The sequence below is a fragment of the Staphylococcus sp. HMSC062H10 genome (assembly GCF_001836945.1).
GTDB classification, from domain to species: Bacteria; Bacillota; Bacilli; order Staphylococcales; family Staphylococcaceae; genus Staphylococcus; species Staphylococcus aureus.
The window spans coordinates 18,129-39,928 of record NZ_KV830972.1; the positions used below are offsets into that span (position 1 = coordinate 18,129).

The following is a 21,800-nucleotide window of genomic DNA, read 5'->3' on the forward strand; positions in this document are numbered from 1 at the left end:
AAAATTAGTATTTTCATTTTTATCATAAGAAGTTATTTTTATAAAATGTTGATGTATAATAAAGATGTTAGGAGATGATGTTATGGCACTTTATGGATTTGCCCAAGGACTTATTCAAGAAGCAGGAATTAGAATTAAACAATTGATGGAGCAAAATTTAACAATTGAAACAAAGTCAAATCCGAATGACCTTGTTACAAATGTAGATAAAGCAACAGAAGATTTTATTTTTGATACAATTTTAGAAACATATCCCAATCATCAAGTATTAGGTGAAGAAGGGCATGGTCATGACATCGATACTTCCAAAGGTACGGTATGGGTTGTTGACCCAATAGACGGTACATTGAATTTTGTTCATCAACAAGAAAATTTCGCGATTTCAATTGGTATTTATATCGATGGTAAACCTTATGCAGGATTTGTATATGATGTGATGGCTGATGTCTTATATCATGCAAAAGTCGGTGAAGGTGCATTTCGAGGCAACCAGCGATTAGAACCATTACGCAGTTCAAATCTAAGACAAAGCATTATTGGGATCAATCCGAATTGGTTGACGAAACCTGTGCTAGGAGAGATTTTTAAAGAAATTGTTAATGATTCTAGAAGTGCAAGGGCATATGGTAGTGCAGCGCTTGAAATTGTTTCAGTTGCTACAGGTAATTTAGAAGCATATATGACGCCAAGACTTCAACCATGGGATTTTGCTGGCGGACTAGTCATTTTAAATGAGGTGGACGGTCAAGCTTCTAATTTATTAGGTGAACCGCTAACAATTGGTGGCCCAAACTCAGTTTTAGTTGGTAATCGTGGTGTTCATAGAGAGATCCTCGATGTATATTTAGAGCCACATCGCGATGCGTTAATACAATTACATGAACAACGATTTAAAAGAAAATCAAAATAATTACCAAAAGCGTAATATGTAGTCCTAACAATTAGGTGACATATTACGTTTTTATATCTTAAATAATAAAAACACGCGCCAATATAAAACCATTTAAATGTTCATCATGAACATGTGTGGTCTTTAATCAACGCGTGTTATTGTCGATATAACTTATAGCCAATCGTTTTCTCGATATTTTTTCTTCGTAGTAAATCCAATTCCAAAGGTTGCAACGAGTAATATAAATGTTAAAATCATCATTGGTACATTTGATGCACCAACAGCAAAACTAAATAATACTAAGAAAATAACAGCTAATATAGAAAATACCCAAAAGATATTTTTAGATTTTTTTTGTTTCATCCTATCCCCACCTTTTGCTTATCTTTTCTCAATTATATGATATAATAAAAAAGTTGTAATTAAAAGTGGGATTTTACTTAAGAAAGAAGGAAACTATTTATATGACTAATAAAAGAGAAGATGTCCGCAATATAGCAATTATTGCTCACGTTGACCATGGTAAAACAACTTTAGTAGATGAGTTGTTAAAACAATCTGGTATATTCAGAGAAAATGAACATGTCGATGAACGTGCAATGGACTCTAACGATATCGAAAGAGAGCGTGGAATTACGATTCTAGCCAAAAATACGGCTGTTGATTATAAAGGTACACGTATTAATATTTTGGATACACCAGGACATGCAGACTTTGGTGGAGAAGTAGAACGTATTATGAAAATGGTTGATGGGGTTGTCTTAGTAGTAGATGCGTATGAAGGTACAATGCCTCAAACACGTTTTGTACTTAAAAAAGCGCTAGAACAAAATCTGAAACCTGTTGTTGTTGTTAATAAAATTGATAAACCATCAGCACGTCCAGAGGGTGTTGTAGATGAAGTTTTAGATTTATTTATTGAATTAGAAGCAAACGATGAACAATTAGAATTCCCTGTTGTTTATGCTTCAGCAGTAAATGGTACAGCTAGCTTAGATCCTGAAAAACAAGATGATAATTTACAATCATTATATGAAACAATTATTGATTATGTACCAGCTCCAATTGATAACAGTGATGAGCCATTACAATTCCAAGTAGCATTGTTGGACTACAATGATTATGTTGGACGTATTGGTATTGGTCGTGTATTCAGAGGTAAAATGCGTGTCGGAGATAATGTATCACTAATTAAATTAGACGGTACAGTGAAAAACTTCCGAGTAACTAAAATCTTTGGTTACTTTGGATTAAAACGTTTAGAAATTGAAGAAGCACAAGCTGGAGATTTAATTGCTGTTTCAGGTATGGAAGACATTAATGTTGGTGAAACTGTAACACCACATGACCATCAAGAAGCATTGCCAGTTCTACGTATTGATGAGCCTACTCTTGAAATGACATTTAAAGTTAACAATTCACCATTTGCTGGCCGTGAAGGTGACTTTGTAACAGCGCGTCAAATTCAAGAACGTTTAAATCAACAATTAGAAACAGATGTATCTTTGAAAGTATCTAACACAGATTCTCCAGATACATGGGTAGTTGCTGGTCGAGGTGAATTGCATTTATCAATCCTTATTGAAAATATGCGTCGTGAAGGTTATGAATTACAAGTTTCAAAACCACAAGTAATTATTAAAGAAATTGATGGTGTAATGTGTGAACCATTTGAACGTGTGCAATGTGAAGTGCCACAAGAAAATGCAGGTGCGGTTATTGAATCATTAGGTGCACGTAAAGGTGAAATGGTTGATATGACTACAACTGATAATGGACTTACACGTTTAATCTTTAATGTACCGGCTCGTGGTATGATTGGTTATACGACTGAATTTATGTCAATGACAAGAGGTTACGGTATTATTAACCATACATTTGAAGAATTTAGACCACGTATTAAAGCACAAATTGGCGGTCGTCGTAATGGTGCGTTAATTTCAATGGATCAAGGTTCTGCAAGTACTTATGCCATTTTAGGACTTGAAGATAGAGGTGTAAACTTCATGGAACCTGGTACTGAAGTTTATGAAGGTATGATTGTTGGTGAACATAATCGTGAAAATGATTTAACTGTTAACATCACTAAAACAAAACATCAAACTAACGTACGTTCTGCAACGAAAGACCAAACACAAACAATGAATAGACCACGTATTCTAACATTGGAAGAAGCATTACAATTCATTAATGATGATGAACTTGTTGAGGTTACACCAGAAAGCATACGTTTAAGAAAGAAAATTTTAAACAAAAATGTTCGTGAAAAAGAAGCAAAGCGTATTAAACAAATGATGCAAGAAAACGAATAATTTAACATATTAAAAGAGAAGCTGAGCGATGAAAGTTGCTTAGCTTCTCTTTTGGCATATAATATTTGAAAAAGTGTTTAAATGCTATCAGTTCCTGTTGCTTTCACATTTTCAAATTTCTAACTTGTTTATTCAGATATTAATCGAGCGGATAGTGTTGTGCACGTTGTTTAGGGGTGTCTAGTCGACTTTTACAATCATCGCACATAAATGTTCGAATAGGATTGTTTTTAAGTCGTTTAGACTCAGTTGTGCGCTCATCTATAAATACTTTTGCATCACAGATAATGCATTGCACTTGTCTCAAATTAAATCACCTCAATATGAGTTACATGGTTGATTCGATATGAATAACCATCTTCTTGATTGTAAATAAAACTATCTACACCATTATCGCTGTAAAGTCGTTTACCGTCTTTTGCAAATTGGAAAAATAAATAGGGTAATAGATCTATCGGTATATCTAAATGATCATGCTCATTTGATAATCGAATAGTAGTTGCAGAGTCATGTGGTTCGGAATGTTTGAAAAATGGTGTCATATTAATGACAAATGAACCTTCTAACATGGCACGTTTTTTGTATTTTATTTCTGAATTTAAAGTAGGCGGATTAGTTTGTCCTTCTAGGATAGCACGATTCCATTCATGATTATCTTCAAAGTCGATTGGTTTTGAACCATCAAATACACCTTTTTCTAAATCTTCGATGCTAACTTTTCTATCATCGAAAATCCAAGTCGTACTATCTAATGTTATAGGAAACTTTACGGCTCCTTTAATTTGTATCATTTTCCCACTCCCTATCAATGTATATAGCATTATTTTAACACAAATTGCTAACGACACATTTTAAATCTACTTGCTTTTTAATATTTAGTAAGATAAACTTTTATTAAGACTTGAGAATTTATATAGAGGGGGAGCGTGTCATGGCGAAACAAACAACAATGAAAAATGCAGCTTTGAAACAATTGACTAAAGATGCTGATGAAATCTTGCACCTGATTAAAGTTCAACTAGATAATTTAACATTACCTTCATGCCCATTATATGAAGAAGTACTAGATACACAAATGTTTGGACTTCAAAAAGAAGTTGATTTTGCTGTTAAATTAGGTTTAGTTGACCGCGAAGATGGCAAACAAATTATGTTACGTCTTGAGAAAGAACTTTCAAAATTACATGAAGCTTTTACACTTGTTTAAGGTTTAATATATAAGCATATTAAAACGGCGTGAGATATCGACAATTGAGCTGCGCCGATTTTATATTTATAGTTTAATTACTGATTAAAGTGGCTGTTATGTTGTCTTCTTGATGACATGTCAGTCACTTTTATTGGGTTTTAGCAATTCACGATATTAAGTAAACAAATATTCTATAAATTACCTCAAGATACCTGTTAATATTTGTGATTATGACGATGTCATGTATATAATAAGTAACATGGATTTTTAAAATTAAAGTATAAAACGAAATCATTTGAAGTATAAATTGTAGAATTGGATGACTGAATATATGAAGAATTTTAGAAGTATTTTACGGTATATTGGTAAAACCTCAAAGTTTATTGATTACCCGTTATTAGTTACATATATTGTATTGAGTTTAATTGGATTAGTGATGGTATATAGTGCCAGTATGGTTCCAGCAACTAAAGGCACATTGACTGGTGGTATCGATGTTCCAGGAACGTATTTTTACAACCGACAATTAGCATATGTCATAATGAGTTTTATAATTGTATTTTTTATTGCATTTTTAATGAATGTTAAATTACTGAGTAATATTAAAGTGCAAAAAGGTATGATTATAACTATCGTCTCGCTATTATTACTGACGTTAGTAATCGGTAAAGATATTAATGGTTCTAAAAGTTGGATAAACTTAGGATTTATGAACTTACAGGCATCTGAGTTATTAAAAATTGCAATCATATTGTATATCCCATTTATGATAAGTAAAAAAATGCCTAGAGTATTAAGTAAACCAAAATTAATTTTAAGTCCTATTGTATTAGCATTAGGTTGTACGTTTTTAGTTTTCTTACAAAAAGACGTAGGGCAAACATTACTAATATTAATTATTTTAGTTGCGATTATTTTTTATTCAGGAATTGGGGTAAACAAAGTCCTAAGATTTGGTATACCAGCAGTACTAGGATTCTTAGTAGTGTTTGTCATTGCATTAATGGCTGGTTGGTTACCAAGTTATTTAACTGCCAGATTTAGTACGCTAACAGATCCATTCCAATTCGAATCAGGAACTGGATACCATATTTCCAATTCTTTGCTTGCGATAGGTAACGGTGGCCTATTTGGAAAAGGATTAGGAAATAGTGCAATGAAATTGGGCTATTTACCAGAACCACATACAGATTTTATTTTTGCAATTATTTGCGAAGAATTAGGTTTAATCGGAGGATTGCTAGTTATTACTTTAGAGTTCTTTATTGTATATCGTGCCTTCCAGTTTGCAAATAAAACATCATCATATTTTTATAAACTTGTGTGTGTTGGTATTGCCACATACTTTGGAAGCCAAACGTTTGTAAACATTGGCGGGATTTCGGCAACAATTCCATTAACTGGTGTACCATTGCCATTTATCAGCTTTGGTGGATCATCAATGATTAGTTTAAGTATTGCTATGGGATTACTTCTGATTGTAGGTAAACAAATCAAAGTAGACCAGCAACGAAAGAAACAACAACAAAAAGTTGATATAAGAAGACAATTTAATTAAAAATTACTAGCCAATATTTAGTACGAGATGACTTCTGTCATTAAGCAATGCTAAACATTGGCTATTTTTATACTCTTTGTCAAATTGGACTGAAGAGTTCAATAACGGAAGTTAGGCAAGCAAACAACGCTTAACTTCCTTTTTGTTTTTATATTACGAGATTACTCATGATTATCAAATTTTATAAACAAAACAACGTATAATTATAACTAAATTTTATGACTAAAAATCACTAAATGTGGTGGCGAAATTAGAATCATGATGATAAGATAAAGTTATCGCTATTGATAATAAATGTTGATGTTTTACAATTTTATTTTTAAATTTTTAGAGTTGTAGAAATCGAAAATGTTTCACAACAAAAACGTGAACTACCTGTTGTTGCATAATCATTTTTGAAATTATTATTTTTGAAACGGAGGTTTTAATTGTCTCAAGAATGTTAAATTTTGAAAATTTGAAACATAACTATAGCAAAACAGAGCGCTTTAAGATAAAATTTTATTATCTAATTAGTTAGAAAATTCTAATAGTTTGAGGAGTGTATCGCTATTGAAACAAATAAAAAAGTTACTTGTTGCTAACCGTGGAGAAATTGCAATTCGTATATTCAGAGCGGCAGCAGAATTAGACATCAGCACAGTTGCAATTTATTCGAATGAAGACAAAAGTTCATTACATAGATATAAAGCAGATGAATCCTATTTAGTTGGAAGTGATTTAGGTCCTGCTGAAAGTTATTTAAATATTGAGCGTATCATTGATGTAGCAAAACAAGCGAATGTGGATGCGATTCATCCTGGCTATGGATTTTTAAGTGAAAATGAACAATTTGCGCGTCGTTGTGCAGAAGAAGGGATTAAATTTATTGGTCCTCATTTAGAACATTTAGATATGTTTGGAGATAAAGTTAAAGCTCGTACAACGGCTATCAAGGCAGATTTACCAGTTATTCCTGGTACAGACGGTCCAATTAAATCATATGAATTAGCAAAAGAATTTGCAGAAGAAGCTGGTTTCCCGCTAATGATTAAAGCCACAAGTGGTGGCGGCGGTAAAGGTATGAGAATTGTTCGTGAAGAAAGTGAATTAGAAGATGCTTTCCATAGAGCAAAATCAGAAGCAGAAAAGTCATTTGGTAATAGTGAAGTTTACATAGAAAGATACATTGATAATCCAAAGCATATTGAAGTACAAGTTATAGGTGACGAACATGGAAATATCGTACACCTATTTGAACGTGATTGTTCAGTACAACGTCGTCATCAAAAAGTTGTAGAAGTTGCACCATCAGTTGGATTATCACCAACATTACGTCAACGTATTTGTGATGCTGCAATTCAATTGATGGAAAATATTAAATATGTCAATGCAGGTACTGTTGAGTTTCTAGTATCTGGTGACGAATTCTTCTTTATAGAAGTTAACCCTCGTGTACAAGTAGAGCATACAATTACAGAGATGGTAACAGGAATTGATATTGTTAAGACACAAATTTTAGTTGCAGCAGGTGCCGATTTATTTGGTGAAGAGATTAATATGCCGCAACAAAAAGATATTACAACATTGGGCTATGCCATCCAATGTCGTATTACAACAGAAGATCCGTTAAATGATTTCATGCCGGATACTGGAACAATCATTGCTTATCGTTCAAGCGGTGGCTTTGGTGTACGTCTTGATGCTGGAGATGGTTTCCAAGGTGCTGAGATATCACCTTATTATGATTCATTACTCGTAAAATTATCTACACATGCGATATCATTTAAACAAGCAGAAGAAAAAATGGTACGTTCATTACGAGAAATGCGTATTCGTGGTGTTAAAACTAATATTCCATTCTTAATTAATGTAATGAAGAATAAAAAGTTCACAAGTGGTGATTACACAACTAAATTTATTGAAGAAACACCAGAACTTTTCGACATTCAGCCGTCTCTAGATAGAGGTACTAAAACATTAGAATATATAGGTAATGTAACAATTAATGGTTTCCCAAATGTTGAGAAACGTCCGAAACCAGACTATGAATTAGCATCAATTCCAACTGTATCTTCAAGTAAAATTGCTTCATTTAGTGGTACAAAACAATTGCTTGATGAAGTAGGTCCAAAAGGTGTAGCTGAATGGGTTAAAAAGCAGGATGATGTCTTACTAACAGATACAACTTTTAGAGATGCACATCAATCATTATTAGCTACACGAGTTAGAACTAAGGATATGATTAATATCGCATCCAAAACAGCGGATGTATTTAAAGATGGTTTCTCACTAGAAATGTGGGGCGGTGCTACATTTGATGTGGCATATAATTTCTTGAAGGAAAACCCATGGGAACGACTTGAACGTCTACGTAAAGCTATTCCAAATGTATTATTCCAAATGTTGTTACGTGCTTCAAACGCAGTTGGTTATAAAAACTATCCTGATAATGTTATTCATAAATTCGTACAAGAAAGTGCTAAAGCAGGCATAGATGTCTTTAGAATTTTCGATTCATTAAACTGGGTAGATCAAATGAAAGTTGCCAATGAGGCAGTACAAGAAGCGGGCAAAATCTCAGAAGGTACTATTTGTTATACAGGTGACATTTTAAATCCTGAGCGGTCAAACATTTATACTTTAGAGTATTATGTCAAACTAGCTAAAGAGTTAGAACGTGAAGGTTTCCATATTTTAGCGATTAAAGATATGGCAGGCTTATTAAAACCTAAAGCCGCTTACGAATTGATTGGTGAGTTAAAAGCAGCTGTAGATTTACCAATCCATCTTCACACTCATGATACAAGTGGTAATGGTTTATTAACGTACAAACAAGCAATAGATGCTGGTGTCGATATCATTGATACTGCTGTTGCTTCAATGAGTGGTTTAACAAGTCAGCCAAGCGCTAATTCGTTATATTATGCATTAAATGGCTTCCCACGTCACCTTAGAACTGATATTGAAGGTATGGAGTCACTTAGTCATTATTGGTCAACTGTACGTACTTATTATTCAGACTTTGAAAGTGATATCAAATCACCGAATACTGAAATTTATCAACATGAAATGCCTGGTGGACAGTATTCGAATTTAAGTCAACAAGCTAAAAGTTTAGGTTTAGGCGAAAGATTTGATGAAGTCAAAGATATGTATCGCAGAGTGAACTTCTTATTTGGTGATATCGTAAAAGTAACGCCATCGTCTAAAGTAGTTGGTGATATGGCACTTTATATGGTTCAAAATGATCTTGATGAACAATCCGTGATTACAGATGGTTATAAATTAGATTTCCCAGAATCAGTAGTGTCGTTCTTCAAAGGTGAAATAGGACAACCTGTAAATGGTTTTAATAAAGATTTACAAGCGGTTATTTTAAAAGGCCAAGAAGCATTAACAGCTCGTCCAGGTGAATATCTAGAGCCAGTTGATTTTGAAAAAGTCCGTGAGTTGCTTGAAGAAGAGCAACAAGGTCCTGTTACGGAGCAAGATATTATTAGTTATGTATTATATCCAAAAGTATATGAACAATATATTCAAACTAGAAATCAATACGGAAACTTATCGTTACTTGATACGCCTACATTCTTCTTTGGAATGCGTAATGGTGAAACAGTAGAAATCGAAATCGATAAAGGTAAACGATTAATTATTAAACTAGAAACGATTAGTGAACCTGATGAAAATGGTAATAGAACGATTTACTATGCGATGAATGGTCAAGCGAGACGTATTTACATTAAAGACGAAAATGTGCATACAAATGCGAACGTTAAGCCAAAAGCAGATAAGAGTAATCCAAGTCATATCGGTGCGCAAATGCCAGGTTCAGTAACTGAAGTCAAGGTTAGTGTAGGTGAAACTGTGAAAGCTAACCAGCCGTTGCTAATTACTGAAGCTATGAAAATGGAAACAACAATTCAAGCACCATTTGACGGTGTGATTAAACAAGTAACTGTGAATAATGGTGATACAATTGCCACAGGCGACTTATTAATTGAAATTGAGAAAGCAACAGATTAAAATGATTAAAATAAAACGAGATTACACAACGATTGACGTGTAATCTCGTTTTTACTTGTCTTAGATTTGATTTTAAATATTGATATAAAAAAACCGAAATTTTAATGGGCGTGCCATTAAAATTTCGGTTTGCTTTTTTGTTATTGCTTGTCACTTCTTACTGATCGTAACATTAGCATGATAAAGTATGTTGTCATACCAAATAAATAAGTGATAAATAATGCATGGAATAGTGCGATTATCAAGTTAACATTTGTCATAATAGACAATGCACCTGTGATAACTTGTAATATAACAAGTATAAATGCAGCTGTATAACCATAATGAACAGTACGGTTATTTGGATAATTTTTAACAGCGTGAATATAAGTAATCATAATAATCGTAAACACTATAAAAGCCATGATACGATGCGTGAGTTGGACCCAATCTTGTTCTGAATGTGGTACAAGATCGTGGAATGGCAATGGCCAACCACCATATGCTAAACTTGCATCCGCATGTCTCACTAGTGCACCAGTGTAAACACCACAATAAATGATAATTGCCATTAACCATGTTAAACGTCTTAATGGCTTTTTGATATATAATTCGTCAGCTTCATATTTTTGATCTATAGAGAAAATAATCAATGTTATTAAAAATACAGATGAGAAACTGATTAATGATATACCAAAGTGTAATGCTAAAACGTAATCGTTTTGTTGCCAAATAACAGCAGCAGCTCCGATTAATGCTTGCAATAATAAGAATCCAACACTAATGATTGATAAAGGTTTAATTTCTTTAATATAGCCTATATGTTTCCATGCAGTGATAACTAACCATAAGACCATTAATAAAGATAAAGCTGAAACGGCTCTATGACTTAACTCAATAATCGTATCAATAGGAAAGAATTCTGGAATCAACGCACCATGACATAGTGGCCAAGAAGAACCACAACCATCAGCTGATCCGGTTTTGGTAACTAAGGCACCACCAAGTTGTACAAATGTCATCATTAACGTTGCTACGACACCTAACCATTTTAAATTCTTTTTGCCAAACAATTTATACACCCCATCATAAAAAAACGCATCACTGAGAATTAGAATTAATAGCCGGGTTTGAGATGATACTATAAATTGACCTGAGTGTAGGATATGAAAAGATGGGATCCAACGCAGGAAATATGATTTAATTTTACAAGTATTGTAAGTGGACGACATAAAAAGACCTTAATCGTAATGATTTTTTTATTGGGATAATTGTGTAATCCACGCTTACTCAAATTTGAAGCTTAAATATTAATCTCTTTTAGATGCATGATTCTACTTATTAAAATTTTCTAACATATACATTATAGCAATAAATTAAATGCTATTTGTGTCACAAAATTGACATTTTCTCTTGTCGTTAATTTGTCACAATTTAATTTTATTAAACCTAGTCTTTTTATGCAATCTAAGATATCATAATCTTATATGAACAAATTTAAGGAGGGGGATTATGAGCAAAGAGCATACTTTGTCACAAAATATTAGCAGAGTTAACTTCAAAGAATTGCAACAGATAATTAAAATGGGACTTGTTCAAGGTAACTTAATTCCAGCTTTTGCGGGCGCATGGCTAGCAGTTGTAATGACAAATCATTCCTTCTTATCATCAATACCTCAAATTTTATTAATGCTATTAGGATCTACTTTAATTATGGGTGGCGCATGTGCGTTAAATAATTATTACGACCAAGATATTGATCGTATTATGCCTAGTAAACAAAATAGACCAACTGTAAATAATAGAATTACAGATCAAAATTTATTACTTTTAAGTTTTGGTATGATGTTAGTTGGAGAAATTTGTTTGTTTTTATTGAATATACCATCAGGCGTACTTGGTCTTATGGGGATTGTAGGTTATGTGTCTTATTACTCAATATGGTCTAAAAGACATACAACATGGAACACAGTGATTGGGAGTTTTCCTGGAGCAGTACCACCACTAATTGGATGGGTTGCAATTGAAGGACAAATTAGTTTAACAGCGATTGCGCTGTTTTTAGTTGTATTTTGTTGGCAACCAATTCATTTTTATGCCTTAGCTATTAAACGTAAAGATGAATATGCACTTGCAAATATTCCAATGTTACCATCAGTTAAGGGCTTTAAACGTACACGTGTCAGTATGTTTATCTGGTTGATTATTTTATTGCCAGTACCTTTATTACTAATAAATTTAGGTGTCGTATTCGTAGTGTTAGCTACATTATTAAATTTAGGATGGATTGCATTAGGTTTAACAACATTTAAGAAAAATTCAGATCAAACAAAATGGGCAACACAAATGTTTATATATTCACTAAATTATTTAGTGATCTTTTTCGTGTTAGCTGTGATTGTTTCATTACTTACTTTGATCTAGATTAATTAAGTTAGGATGAAAAATATGGGCGTTCCAATTTTACCAACGATTAGTACGACATGTATTGTCATTAGTGCAATTTTAATTGCCATTGGTTGGAGACTTATTTGGAAAAGGGAAATAAATAAACACAAAAATGTTATGTTAGCTGCAGCAGTTTTTGCTTTAACTTTTTTCTTAATCTATGCAAGTAGAACGATATTTATCGGTAATACAGCATTTGGCGGACCAGCATCAATTAAGAAATATTATACGATTTTCTTATTTTTCCACATTAATTTAGCAACAATTGGTGGTATTCTGGGTCTAGTTCAAATTATTACAGCATTTAAAGATAAATATAATGTACACCGCAAATTCGGGCCATTCGCTTCAGTTATATGGTTCTGTACTGCAATTACAGGTGTAGCAGTTTACTTATTATTATACGTATTATATCCAGGTGGAGAAACGACATCACTGATTAAAGCAACATTTGGTCATTAATACGCTTATACAAATGATACTAATCTGATAAGGCAATTTGTTTTATCAGGTTTTTTGATGAAGAATAGTCGGACAGTTGATGGTATTCATTTGATACCTTAACTGTCCATTTTTTACATATTTTAATCCTAATAATGAATTTCAACCTGAAAACATAAAGATAGGTTATGATATAGAGTGTAGGGAAAATCTTTATGATGTTAACGTTATGCCTGAAGATGATTTTGTTTCATCGAAACGACACAGTTATGTCAGTGTTGAAAATTTGCTAATTAATGTGTTGTTTTTTACAATAGTATTAATACTTTTTAGGTGGTTGATTGATGAAAAAGTTAATTATAAGAGTCGTCGGTGTATTATTTTTAGTTGGATTTTTAATATATCTTTTTTATTCACCGAGATTAAAATTTGATGTATTAGAGAACCCGAATAAAGGTAATAAAGTAAATAGATCTGAACAGGTGAATAAATCAAATAACCATGCTGAAAATCCAAAGCCTAAAGAAGGTGTTGGTACATGGGTAGGTAAAGATATTAAAGTGCTTACTTCTAAATTTGGACAAGCAGATCGTGTCTACCCTTTTAGAGATGGTTACAAAAATTATGTATTTAAAGACAAAAACAGTTATTACATTGTTTCAACTAAACGTGAAGAAATCGTTTCAGTGTATGCTACAGGTGAAAAAGTAAATGTTAGTCCGTTAAAAATAGGACAACATTCTGCAGAAATTTTTAATCATACAAGTATTAATCCAGAACCGTCCTTTACAGTTGATGGTAAAAAATATGAATTTGAACTTTCAGATGAAGATTTAAAAACACAAACACTGATTAAATATGGCAACATATATGCACAAGTGTATTCTGATCAACAATCGAAAAAGGTGCTAAGTGTACGATTTTTAACAAAAGGAATGTTAGCAGATATTGAACCTTATCAATTAAATTCTAATTCTACGTCAGAAGAGCATAATAAGCGTCCAGTTGAGCAAAATCCAAATCAATTAATTTCTCTTTATGAAGTAACGAATGAAATGAGAAAATTAAAAGGATTAAAACCATTGAAAATCAATAGCGATTTAGCACATATTGCATCTAATAACTTATATGAAGCGACATCTAATGGTTCTGATAGTGTTGAATTTACAGAGGACGCATTAAGAGGGCAATTAGATAAAAATCACGTTACTTATAAAACAACTGCTCAAAATGTTGGTTATGCATTTAATGATGTACCAACATTAATCCATAGTTGGATGAATTCAGATATACATCGGTCTCGTCTATTAAATTCAAAATACGATGAGATGGGTGGAGATGTAATGAGAGATTATTATTCACTAATTTTCTTAGAAAAATAACAATGAGGGGTATTTATGATTAATGAAGCTTCACTAGCGATATTAGATGATATTGATGAACTAGCTGATATGATAGTTGCATCAGATATTTATGCATCATTTGAGCAAGCTAAACAGGCGCTCGAAAACAATGACGAAGCACATTTACTTTATCAATCATTTTTAAAATCAAAAGAGAAATATGATGAAGTAATGCGTTTCGGGAAATATCATCCTGATTATAAGAAAGTCATGTTAGAGACAAGACAACGCAAAAGAGCATATGAGATGCTTGACGTTGTGATGCATTACAAAGCTAGAGAAATGGCACTTCAACATTTAATTGATGAAGTTGTTACGAAAATTGCGTACGCTGTTTCAGAACATGTCAAAATAGAAACAGGTAATCCATTCTTTCAAACATCACATAGTGGTTGTGCGACGGGCGGATCCTGTAATTGTTCATTATAAAAAACATCGAGTCAGAAAAAGATGGTTATTGAAACCATTTACTAGCATCTGACTCGATGTTTTTGTTTATTGTTTGTTGTTTATTGTTTGTTTGAATTGTTGTGCTAAATCTGGTCGATCAGTCACTATAGTATGTGCACCTTTTTGGTATAAATCATTCATCAGATCTATACTATTTACGCCATAATAGCCTGGAATGATATTCATATCATTTAACCATTTGATAAAACGAGATGAAGTCAAATTAATACCTTTAAAATGAGTAGGCAGTTGGAACGTTTGTGCTAATGGTTGGTAGTACCTACCACCTAATAAATGATATTTTAAAAATGCCTCTGTAACTTCCTGTTGGCTAGCACCAATTGCAACAGATCCTTGTGCAATTTTATTAAAACGTACGATTTGTTCTTTATAAAAACTTGTCACAAGAACACGGTCAAATGCTTGATTCTCTGCAATTGTATCAAACATAATTTGTGGTGCGATAGAACCTTCATAGGATTCAGGAGCATCTTTTAAGTCTACGTTTATATACATATCAGGATATTGCTTCAGCAACTCATCGAAGGTTAGTATAGCTGTGTGTGCATGACCACGATATGGTGTTAGTCCATTGATATCTTTGAAGTGATAACCTGCGTCTAATTTCTTTAATTCTGCTAATGTATGGGCACTAACTTTTCCAGAGCCGTTCGTCGTTCTATCAACAGTTGCGTCATGAAAAACGATAAGCTGTTGATCTTTTGTGAGTCTCACATCTGTTTCAAAGCCATCAACGCCTAATTGTTTAGCATAGTCAAATGCAAGTTGCGTTTGCTCTGGTCTTAAAGCCATACCACCGCGATGCGCAAATATATATGGTGCATTGCCTTTGAAAAAAGCAGGGATGGTTTGCTTTGTAGTAATCACTTTATTTTTATTTATCATTAACAGACTACTTACAAATCCAGCACCGACTAGTACCGCATTTAAAATGTTTCTGTTTACTTTTTTCATAAAAAATTCCTCCTCGTTTACTTTTATAGCTTAACAAATTCATAGTTCTGACTACAGCGAAATGTGTGGTTAATCATAATAGTGATACTCTTGAGAATTGAATTAATATAATCTAAATACATTTATCATGCAATTACATAAGACATAATTAAGGTAGCTTAATATTTTAAAATTAATAAAGACATGATATGATTAATGCTGAAAATAAATGGAGTGAGGTTTAAATGAATTTAATCCCAAGAACTAGTATTGTAGTTTATTTAAAACATATGAAACATGAACGACAAATCCGAAAATATGGACATATCGTTCATTCAAATAGAGATCGTAAATTTGTAATTATGTATGTGAATGAGCAAGATGTTGATCAAATTGTACATAAATTAATGCAACTTAAATACGTTAGACACATTGATGGCTCACCATATAAATACTTAAAGAAAACTTACGAAAAAGAGAAACACGAAATATATAATTAATATTATTGAAGTTCTGGTATCCATTTTTGGAGCCTTAACACACTAATTAAATAATTATAATATAACGATAAATCATGAAATGCTTGAGGGGGCTGTACATCGATACCTAAAATAGGTATGTCGAATTTTTCAGCACAATCATTAATCATTTGAAACTTTTTATTTGAATCTGGATATGGATATTTAATAGCGTTAATCATGATATAAAATGCTTGGAAATGATTGCCAGTTGTAGGGTTCATAATGATTGCTACAGATGACTTTTTATTTTCAGATTGTGGTGAATGAAAATAGATAATTTTATCAATACGTTGATGGTTATATTCAATCATCGTCATGAATTCGAACAAATCTGTTAGACCTTCACCAAGTGTAATAAATGTTTGTTTCATTGGTTTATCATTCTCCTTTTTCTCAATAAATTATATTAAATAACTAAATGAATTGGAAGTGTGAACAACATGCGCGTCATTGCAGGTAAACATAAAAGTAAAGCTTTAGAAAGTATGGAAGGCCGTAATACGAGACCAACTATGGACAAAGTTAAAGAAGGTATCTTTAATAGTTTATATGATGTGTCAGGTATAGGTTTAGATTTATTTGCAGGAAGCGGGGCGCTTGGAATAGAAGCACTCTCTCGAGGTATGGATAAGGTTATCTTTGTTGATCAAAATTTTAAAGCTGTAAAAGTTATTAAATCAAATCTTGCGAATTTGGATTTAGAGGCACAATCTGAAGTTTATAAAAATAATGCAGATAGAGCTTTAAAAGCATTGTCAAAACGTGATATTCAATTTGATGTCATTTTCTTAGATCCGCCATATAATAAAGGTCTTATTGATAAAGCACTAAAACAAATTTCAGAGTTTAATTTATTGAAAGAAAATGGTATCATCGTTTGTGAATTTAGCAATCATGAAGAAATAGACTATCAACCGTTTAATATGATTAAACGTTACCATTATGGGTTGACAGACACATTGTTATTAGAAAAGGGAGAATAGCATGGAACATACAATAGCGGTCATTCCGGGTAGTTTTGACCCCATTACTTATGGTCATTTAGACATTATTGAGAGAAGTACAGATAGATTTGATGAAATTCATGTCTGTGTTCTTAAAAATAGTAAAAAAGAAGGTACGTTTAGTTTAGAAGAGCGTATGGATTTAATTGAACAATCTGTTAAACATTTACCTAATGTCAAGGTTCATCAATTTAGTGGTTTACTAGTCGATTATTGTGAACAAGTAGGAGCTAAAACAATCATACGTGGTTTAAGAGCGGTCAGTGATTTTGAATATGAATTACGCTTAACTTCAATGAATAAAAAGTTGAACAATGAAATTGAAACGTTATATATGATGTCTAGTACTAATTATTCATTTATAAGTTCAAGTATTGTTAAAGAAGTTGCAGCTTATCGAGCAGATATTTCTGAATTCGTTCCACCTTATGTTGAAAAGGCATTGAAGAAGAAATTTAAGTAATAAAAATAACAGTATTTTAGGTTTATCATGGTTTACAATCCTAAAATACTGTTTTCATTTGTTAACGATATTGCTGTATGACAGGCGTGTTGAAATCTGTTTGTTGTTGCCCGCTTATTGCATTGTATATATGTGTTGCTTTGATTTCATTTGTGAAGTAATGTGCATTGCTTTTGTTAATATTGGTTATATATTGTCTTTCTGGGAACGCTGTTTTTAAATGCTTTAAATATTGTCTGCCACGGTCGTTCATTGCTAATACTTTAACTGCGTGAATGTTTCTCGTAACATCTGTAAGTTTAATGTTTAATAATACATTCATTAACAGTCTTTGAATATGCGTATATGTATAACGCTTTGTTTTTAGTGATTTTACAAAATGATGAAAATCAGTTGCTTCATTAATGTTAGATTTTAAACGATTTTCAAAACCTTCAGTAACAGTATAAATATTCTTTAATGACTCTGTAGTCATAGCTATGATTTGATATTTCAAATATGGGAATATTTGATTTAATGTTATATGAGGTGTTACGTACAGGTGTTGAATATCTTTAGGTACCACATGATGCCAATGATCATCTTGACTAATGATTGATGTTCTAATAGATGTACCACTTGCAAACTGATGGTGTTGAATTAATGAATCATGATGTTGAGCATTTTCTCGTTTAATAGAAATTGCATTGATGTTTTTAGCATGTTTAGCAATTGCTTTCAGATAACTAATACCAAGTATGTTGTTAGGACTTGCTAGTGCTTCATGATGCCCTAATAATTCGCTAATGATACGAGGGTAGCTTTTACCTTCTTTTACTTTTTGTGAAAAGGATTCGGATTGTTCAATTTCATTAATGCTGTGAGCTAATTGCTTTAATGTTTTGATATCATTATTTTCACTACCAAATGCAATTGTATCGACACTCATATAATCTGCGACTTTAACTGCTAGTTCGGCAAAATGATCGCCAGATGATAAACTGGCAGTTGCTGGTAGTTCGATAACTAAATCTGCTGTTGATAATGCCATTTTTGCACGAGTAAACTTATTATAGATTGCTGGTTCGCCACGCATGACAAAGTTACCACTCATTATTGCAATAGTAACGTCAGCATTTGTAAGTTTTTTAGATTGATTAATATGATATTGATGCCCATTATGAAAGGGATTATATTCTGTGATTAAGCCAACGCTTTTCATTTGCAATTCGTCCTTTCGGTATTCATTATTAATATTGTAACAGAACATGATATGTTAAGAAAAAATCTTGACAACTTGTTCTTAGAAAGTTAAAATAAATTTTGTGCTTGTTAGAGGTGAAGCCATATGAAATGGTCAATTACGCAATTAAGGAAATATCAAGGTAAGCCATTTGAATTTGATCAAACGGTGAGTTTTGACAATTTAAAAGAATCATTAGATTTAATTGATTTATCTCCAATTACAATCCAAGGTCAGTTAACCATTAAGTCAACAGAAGTCGTTGCGGATATTCACATTACTGGAACGTATACAATGCCTTGTGCACGTACTCTTGTACCAGTTAAAGTCCCACTAGATGTAACTACTACAGAAGTATTTGATTTAGAAGGGTACAATCAGTATAACGATGATCAAGATGATGTAGATGAACACTATCACATTATTAAAGATGGTATGGTTAATCTTCAGGATATTGTCGAGGATATAGTTATTATTGAGAAACCAATGAGAGCTTATTCAGAGCAAAGTGACCAAATGTTGACAGTAGGTAATGGTTGGGAAGTAATCGATGAGGATCAATTAGATGAGCTTGCTAAACAGCAAGAACAAGATGATTCAGAATCACGACAAGTTGATCCAAGGCTTCAAAAATTACAACAATTATATGATAAAGAGCAATAAGTAGTTTAATTAATGATATAATGTTGTTAATTAAACTAACATTTAGTATTTTTCGTTTATAATCTAAGGAGGATATATCATGGCAGTACCAAAAAGAAGAACTTCTAAAACTAGAAAAAACAAACGTCGTACGCATTTCAAAATTTCAGTACCAGGTATGACTGAATGCCCAAACTGTGGCGAATACAAATTATCACACCGTGTATGTAAAAACTGTGGTTCTTACAATGGCGAAGAAGTAGCAGCTAAATAATTTTAGTTACTCAATATAAAAAGTCCCGCTTAAAATGATTGTTTTAAGTGGGACTTTTTATATTGCAAAAAATAATTGGCGGACGAGGTATCGGAATACCTCATCTGCCAATTAAAAATTGTTAATTTAATAATTAAATATAAAGACGATTAATTAGTTTTTACGTTTTCTAGGTAATACGAATGCAATGATGCTGCTTAAAGCTAATAATGCCATTAATGGTAATGTCATATCTTTATTCGATTCTTCACCAGTTTGTGGTAATGATTTAGCTTTATTTTCTTGTGTATTTTTATTGTTTTGGCTTTGAGTATGTCCATCATTTGTGTTTTTAATGTGTGCTTTTTGTAATGGAGCATTATCTTTTGCTTCGCTAGAACCTGCTGAAGTTTGAACAACACCTTTTGTTGTTTCTGAAGAAGCAGATGTAGGTTTTGCAACATTTTGAGTCGCAGATACTACCTTAGTTGGAGTTGTACTACTTGATTCTACTTCACCTTTAGCTGGTTTTGTAGCAGGCGTTTTGTCTTTACCTGACTCACTAGATGCATCAATTTCTTTTTCAACACTTGGTGATTGTTTATTGTCATCTTTTTGGCTGTCTTGTTTTTGTGATTCTTTTTCAACAGGTGCTGTTGTTGGTTTGCTAGGCGTAGCTGGTGTAGTTTCCTTCTTAGCTGAGTTGTCTTGTTGTTCCTTTTTATTAGATTTATCGGCATTGGCTTTAGTAAATGCTTCTTTATCAACGATTCTGACATGGTATTGTCCATCATAATCAATCGTTTTTACGTGAACTTTAACGATAGCATCATATAGGGTTTTACCTTCAACATATGGGAAAATAATCGTTCTAGTGTTATTTTTAGCATCTTTGCTAATTGTTCTAACACGTTCACCTTCAACCATGAAATCTTTCCAGTAATCGTCATTAGTAGTTTCCATTACCATATATTTTTTGCCGTTAAGCATACCTGTTTTAATAGGGTGTTTAACAAAAGTATCCATCATAGATTCGTTATTCTCAACACTTTCATAAACAACATATTTTGTATCTTGTAAATCAGTCATTTTTTCATTTGTTGGTTGTACATTTTGGAATTCAGTTATTGCGGATTTCACTTGTTCATCTAAAGCTTTTTTCGTCTCTTCTAATTTCTTCTTGTATTCAGCTTTCAATTTTTCGGGAAGTTTATCTTGAATTTTATTTAATTCATAAACTTGTCTTTCTAGTGTTTTCGCTTTTTTATATGGCGCTAATAATTTTTCAGCTTTGTAATCTTCTTCAGTTTTGAATTTATCTGCACTGTTATAAATCGGTTGCGCGAATTCCATTAACGTGTAATCATATTTTTCTTCTTTATTATTGAAGTGAGTTGAACTTACGATTTTAACTGCTTTTGTTCCATTTGAAACAGAGAAGCGAATGTAAGCATAGTCTTTAACAGTATCATATGATACTAATTTGATTGGTAATTTTTTGTCACCTTCATAAACTTCAAATTTTCTCCAAAATTGACCTGATTGTAATCCTAATTCAATTTCTGGTTTTGAATCAGTGAAAATAACTCTAGCAGGTTTAACAGAACTTGCATAATGATAAAACTGTTGAGTGCCATCTTTCTTTTTCATTTCAAAATCAATTGGACGAGAGTTTGGTGCGCTATGATCTTTATCTTTTATTGCTGGGTTTTTAATCGCTTCTCTAAGTTCCTCATTCAAAATAGGATATGTATTGTTATCGGATTTTGCTGCTGGTTTAACTTCTTTTGTTTCAGTAGTAGGGGCCACAACTTCTTTATTAGATACGGAGACAGCATTAGCTACTGGTTTAGCTTCTGGAGCTTTTTCAGTTGTTGTTGTTGGACTTGCAACTGCTTCAGTTTTTGGTTGTGTTTCTGTAATTGTACCACCTGTTTCTTCAGCTGCTTTTGCTTCGCCATTTGACATTAATAATAAAAGTGTACTAATCGCTACAGATGCAACGCCTAGTGATGACTTTCTAATTGAATAAAATGATTTAAATTCTTTTTGCTGTTTGTTCAT

22 protein-coding genes are annotated in these 21,800 nt (G+C 32.5%); 14 read left to right on the forward strand and 8 right to left on the reverse strand.

The genetic code is table 11. The features are described 5' to 3' along the window. Nucleotides 1-82: 82 nt before the first annotated feature. Nucleotides 83-910 carry an inositol monophosphatase family protein gene (locus HMPREF2658_RS02735; protein ID WP_001240314.1) on the forward strand — a complete coding sequence of 276 codons (828 nt, stop codon included), beginning with the start codon at nucleotides 83-85 and terminating at the stop codon, nucleotides 908-910. A 153-nt stretch (nucleotides 911-1,063) separates the two neighbouring features. Here the strand turns inward: HMPREF2658_RS02735 and HMPREF2658_RS02740 are convergent, their stop codons facing one another. Next, complete coding sequence (locus HMPREF2658_RS02740; RefSeq protein ID WP_000810619.1) at nucleotides 1,064-1,255, reverse strand: DUF5325 family protein; 192 nt, start codon at nucleotides 1,253-1,255, stop codon at nucleotides 1,064-1,066. Nucleotides 1,256-1,356: 101 nt separating this feature from the next. Here HMPREF2658_RS02740 and typA point away from each other — a divergent pair, with 101 nt between their 5' ends. Further along, a complete protein-coding gene (typA, locus tag HMPREF2658_RS02745; protein WP_000182654.1) occupies nucleotides 1,357-3,204 on the forward strand; it encodes a translational GTPase TypA in 1,848 nt (615 codons plus the stop codon). A 139-nt stretch (nucleotides 3,205-3,343) separates the two neighbouring features. Here the strand turns inward: typA and HMPREF2658_RS02750 are convergent, their stop codons facing one another. Further along, nucleotides 3,344-3,511, reverse strand: coding sequence for a YlaI family protein (locus HMPREF2658_RS02750; RefSeq protein ID WP_001250275.1), 168 nt, complete (start codon nucleotides 3,509-3,511; stop codon nucleotides 3,344-3,346). A 1-nt stretch (nucleotide 3,512) separates the two neighbouring features. Next, a complete protein-coding gene (locus HMPREF2658_RS02755; protein WP_000614712.1) occupies nucleotides 3,513-3,995 on the reverse strand; it encodes a hypothetical protein in 483 nt (160 codons plus the stop codon). A gap of 140 nt (nucleotides 3,996-4,135) precedes the next feature. Here HMPREF2658_RS02755 and HMPREF2658_RS02760 point away from each other — a divergent pair, with 140 nt between their 5' ends. The 3 genes from HMPREF2658_RS02760 to HMPREF2658_RS02770 all read left to right on the forward strand — a co-directional run bounded on the left by HMPREF2658_RS02760 (nucleotide 4,136) and on the right by HMPREF2658_RS02770 (nucleotide 9,956). Continuing rightward, entirely contained in the window at nucleotides 4,136-4,411 is a 276-nt protein-coding gene (locus tag HMPREF2658_RS02760) for an Fpa/YlaN family protein (protein WP_001118970.1), read from the forward strand. Nucleotides 4,412-4,724: 313 nt separating this feature from the next. Beyond that, the gene (gene ftsW / locus HMPREF2658_RS02765; RefSeq protein ID WP_000787938.1) at nucleotides 4,725-5,951 is read left to right on the forward strand and encodes a cell division peptidoglycan polymerase FtsW; all 1,227 of its coding nucleotides are present in this window, start codon (nucleotides 4,725-4,727) and stop codon (nucleotides 5,949-5,951) included. Nucleotides 5,952-6,503: 552 nt separating this feature from the next. Next, nucleotides 6,504-9,956, forward strand: a complete 3,453-nt coding sequence (locus HMPREF2658_RS02770; RefSeq protein WP_000809511.1) for a pyruvate carboxylase — start codon at nucleotides 6,504-6,506, stop codon at nucleotides 9,954-9,956. Nucleotides 9,957-10,096: 140 nt separating this feature from the next. Here the strand turns inward: HMPREF2658_RS02770 and HMPREF2658_RS02775 are convergent, their stop codons facing one another. After that, complete coding sequence (locus HMPREF2658_RS02775) at nucleotides 10,097-11,008, reverse strand: COX15/CtaA family protein (RefSeq protein WP_000467123.1); 912 nt, start codon at nucleotides 11,006-11,008, stop codon at nucleotides 10,097-10,099. 439 nt (nucleotides 11,009-11,447) lie between these two features. Between HMPREF2658_RS02775 and cyoE the strand changes: the two genes are divergently transcribed. The 4 genes from cyoE to HMPREF2658_RS02800 all read left to right on the forward strand — a co-directional run bounded on the left by cyoE (nucleotide 11,448) and on the right by HMPREF2658_RS02800 (nucleotide 14,656). Next, entirely contained in the window at nucleotides 11,448-12,359 is a 912-nt protein-coding gene (gene cyoE / locus HMPREF2658_RS02780) for a heme o synthase (RefSeq protein WP_000031403.1), read from the forward strand. Nucleotides 12,360-12,383: 24 nt separating this feature from the next. After that, entirely contained in the window at nucleotides 12,384-12,845 is a 462-nt protein-coding gene (locus tag HMPREF2658_RS02785) for a DUF420 domain-containing protein (RefSeq protein ID WP_000538766.1), read from the forward strand. A gap of 323 nt (nucleotides 12,846-13,168) precedes the next feature. Next, nucleotides 13,169-14,206 carry a CAP-associated domain-containing protein gene (locus tag HMPREF2658_RS02795; RefSeq protein ID WP_000733420.1) on the forward strand — a complete coding sequence of 346 codons (1,038 nt, stop codon included), beginning with the start codon at nucleotides 13,169-13,171 and terminating at the stop codon, nucleotides 14,204-14,206. 15 nt (nucleotides 14,207-14,221) lie between these two features. Further along, on the forward strand, nucleotides 14,222-14,656 hold the full coding sequence (locus HMPREF2658_RS02800; RefSeq protein WP_000606480.1) for a YlbF/YmcA family competence regulator: 435 nt from the start codon (nucleotides 14,222-14,224) through the stop codon (nucleotides 14,654-14,656). A gap of 66 nt (nucleotides 14,657-14,722) precedes the next feature. On the opposite strand, the gene HMPREF2658_RS02805 is transcribed toward HMPREF2658_RS02800, so the two are convergent. Continuing rightward, a complete protein-coding gene (locus tag HMPREF2658_RS02805; RefSeq protein ID WP_000757595.1) occupies nucleotides 14,723-15,652 on the reverse strand; it encodes a glycerophosphodiester phosphodiesterase family protein in 930 nt (309 codons plus the stop codon). Nucleotides 15,653-15,876: 224 nt separating this feature from the next. Between HMPREF2658_RS02805 and HMPREF2658_RS02810 the strand changes: the two genes are divergently transcribed. Beyond that, the gene (locus tag HMPREF2658_RS02810) at nucleotides 15,877-16,131 is read left to right on the forward strand and encodes a YlbG family protein (protein WP_001049150.1); all 255 of its coding nucleotides are present in this window, start codon (nucleotides 15,877-15,879) and stop codon (nucleotides 16,129-16,131) included. Between the two features lie 2 nt (nucleotides 16,132-16,133). Here HMPREF2658_RS02810 and HMPREF2658_RS02815 read toward each other — a convergent pair whose 3' ends face one another. After that, entirely contained in the window at nucleotides 16,134-16,523 is a 390-nt protein-coding gene (locus HMPREF2658_RS02815) for a DUF7147 family protein (protein ID WP_000814568.1), read from the reverse strand. 69 nt (nucleotides 16,524-16,592) lie between these two features. Between HMPREF2658_RS02815 and rsmD the strand changes: the two genes are divergently transcribed. Next, nucleotides 16,593-17,135 carry a 16S rRNA (guanine(966)-N(2))-methyltransferase RsmD gene (rsmD, locus tag HMPREF2658_RS02820; RefSeq protein WP_001263798.1) on the forward strand — a complete coding sequence of 181 codons (543 nt, stop codon included), beginning with the start codon at nucleotides 16,593-16,595 and terminating at the stop codon, nucleotides 17,133-17,135. A 1-nt stretch (nucleotide 17,136) separates the two neighbouring features. Then, nucleotides 17,137-17,619, forward strand: a complete 483-nt coding sequence (gene coaD, locus HMPREF2658_RS02825; RefSeq protein ID WP_000401377.1) for a pantetheine-phosphate adenylyltransferase — start codon at nucleotides 17,137-17,139, stop codon at nucleotides 17,617-17,619. Between the two features lie 61 nt (nucleotides 17,620-17,680). Here the strand turns inward: coaD and HMPREF2658_RS02830 are convergent, their stop codons facing one another. Beyond that, nucleotides 17,681-18,820: a nucleotidyltransferase gene (locus HMPREF2658_RS02830; protein ID WP_000843619.1), complete on the reverse strand. Its 1,140-nt coding sequence runs from the start codon at nucleotides 18,818-18,820 to the stop codon at nucleotides 17,681-17,683. Between the two features lie 126 nt (nucleotides 18,821-18,946). On the opposite strand from HMPREF2658_RS02830, the gene HMPREF2658_RS02835 reads away from it, so the two are divergent. Together HMPREF2658_RS02835 and rpmF are read left to right on the forward strand one after the other, a co-directional pair. Continuing rightward, nucleotides 18,947-19,504, forward strand: coding sequence for a YceD family protein (locus HMPREF2658_RS02835; RefSeq protein ID WP_000872158.1), 558 nt, complete (start codon nucleotides 18,947-18,949; stop codon nucleotides 19,502-19,504). 79 nt (nucleotides 19,505-19,583) lie between these two features. Further along, nucleotides 19,584-19,757, forward strand: coding sequence for a 50S ribosomal protein L32 (gene rpmF, locus HMPREF2658_RS02845; protein ID WP_000290472.1), 174 nt, complete (start codon nucleotides 19,584-19,586; stop codon nucleotides 19,755-19,757). A gap of 153 nt (nucleotides 19,758-19,910) precedes the next feature. Here the strand turns inward: rpmF and isdB are convergent, their stop codons facing one another. Then, nucleotides 19,911-21,800, reverse strand: a complete 1,890-nt coding sequence (gene isdB / locus HMPREF2658_RS02850) for a heme uptake protein IsdB (protein ID WP_070854192.1) — start codon at nucleotides 21,798-21,800, stop codon at nucleotides 19,911-19,913.

Bases quoted from the DNA above. Each gene is read 5' to 3' on its own strand.
- HMPREF2658_RS02735 (WP_001240314.1), top strand. From the start codon at position 83: ATGGCACTTTATGGATTTGCCCAAGGACTTATTCAAGAAGCAGGAATT.
- HMPREF2658_RS02740 (WP_000810619.1), bottom strand. From the start codon at position 1,255: ATGAAACAAAAAAAATCTAAAAATATCTTTTGGGTATTTTCTATATTA.
- typA (WP_000182654.1), top strand. From the start codon at position 1,357: ATGACTAATAAAAGAGAAGATGTCCGCAATATAGCAATTATTGCTCAC.
- HMPREF2658_RS02755 (WP_000614712.1), bottom strand. From the start codon at position 3,995: ATGATACAAATTAAAGGAGCCGTAAAGTTTCCTATAACATTAGATAGT.
- HMPREF2658_RS02760 (WP_001118970.1), top strand. From the start codon at position 4,136: ATGGCGAAACAAACAACAATGAAAAATGCAGCTTTGAAACAATTGACT.
- ftsW (WP_000787938.1), top strand. From the start codon at position 4,725: ATGAAGAATTTTAGAAGTATTTTACGGTATATTGGTAAAACCTCAAAG.
- cyoE (WP_000031403.1), top strand. From the start codon at position 11,448: ATGAGCAAAGAGCATACTTTGTCACAAAATATTAGCAGAGTTAACTTC.
- HMPREF2658_RS02785 (WP_000538766.1), top strand. From the start codon at position 12,384: ATGGGCGTTCCAATTTTACCAACGATTAGTACGACATGTATTGTCATT.
- HMPREF2658_RS02795 (WP_000733420.1), top strand. From the start codon at position 13,169: ATGAAAAAGTTAATTATAAGAGTCGTCGGTGTATTATTTTTAGTTGGA.
- HMPREF2658_RS02800 (WP_000606480.1), top strand. From the start codon at position 14,222: ATGATTAATGAAGCTTCACTAGCGATATTAGATGATATTGATGAACTA.
- HMPREF2658_RS02805 (WP_000757595.1), bottom strand. From the start codon at position 15,652: ATGAAAAAAGTAAACAGAAACATTTTAAATGCGGTACTAGTCGGTGCT.
- HMPREF2658_RS02810 (WP_001049150.1), top strand. From the start codon at position 15,877: ATGAATTTAATCCCAAGAACTAGTATTGTAGTTTATTTAAAACATATG.
- HMPREF2658_RS02815 (WP_000814568.1), bottom strand. From the start codon at position 16,523: ATGAAACAAACATTTATTACACTTGGTGAAGGTCTAACAGATTTGTTC.
- rsmD (WP_001263798.1), top strand. From the start codon at position 16,593: ATGCGCGTCATTGCAGGTAAACATAAAAGTAAAGCTTTAGAAAGTATG.
- coaD (WP_000401377.1), top strand. From the start codon at position 17,137: ATGGAACATACAATAGCGGTCATTCCGGGTAGTTTTGACCCCATTACT.
- HMPREF2658_RS02830 (WP_000843619.1), bottom strand. From the start codon at position 18,820: ATGAAAAGCGTTGGCTTAATCACAGAATATAATCCCTTTCATAATGGG.
- HMPREF2658_RS02835 (WP_000872158.1), top strand. From the start codon at position 18,947: ATGAAATGGTCAATTACGCAATTAAGGAAATATCAAGGTAAGCCATTT.
- rpmF (WP_000290472.1), top strand. From the start codon at position 19,584: ATGGCAGTACCAAAAAGAAGAACTTCTAAAACTAGAAAAAACAAACGT.
- isdB (WP_070854192.1), bottom strand. From the start codon at position 21,800: ATGAACAAACAGCAAAAAGAATTTAAATCATTTTATTCAATTAGAAAG.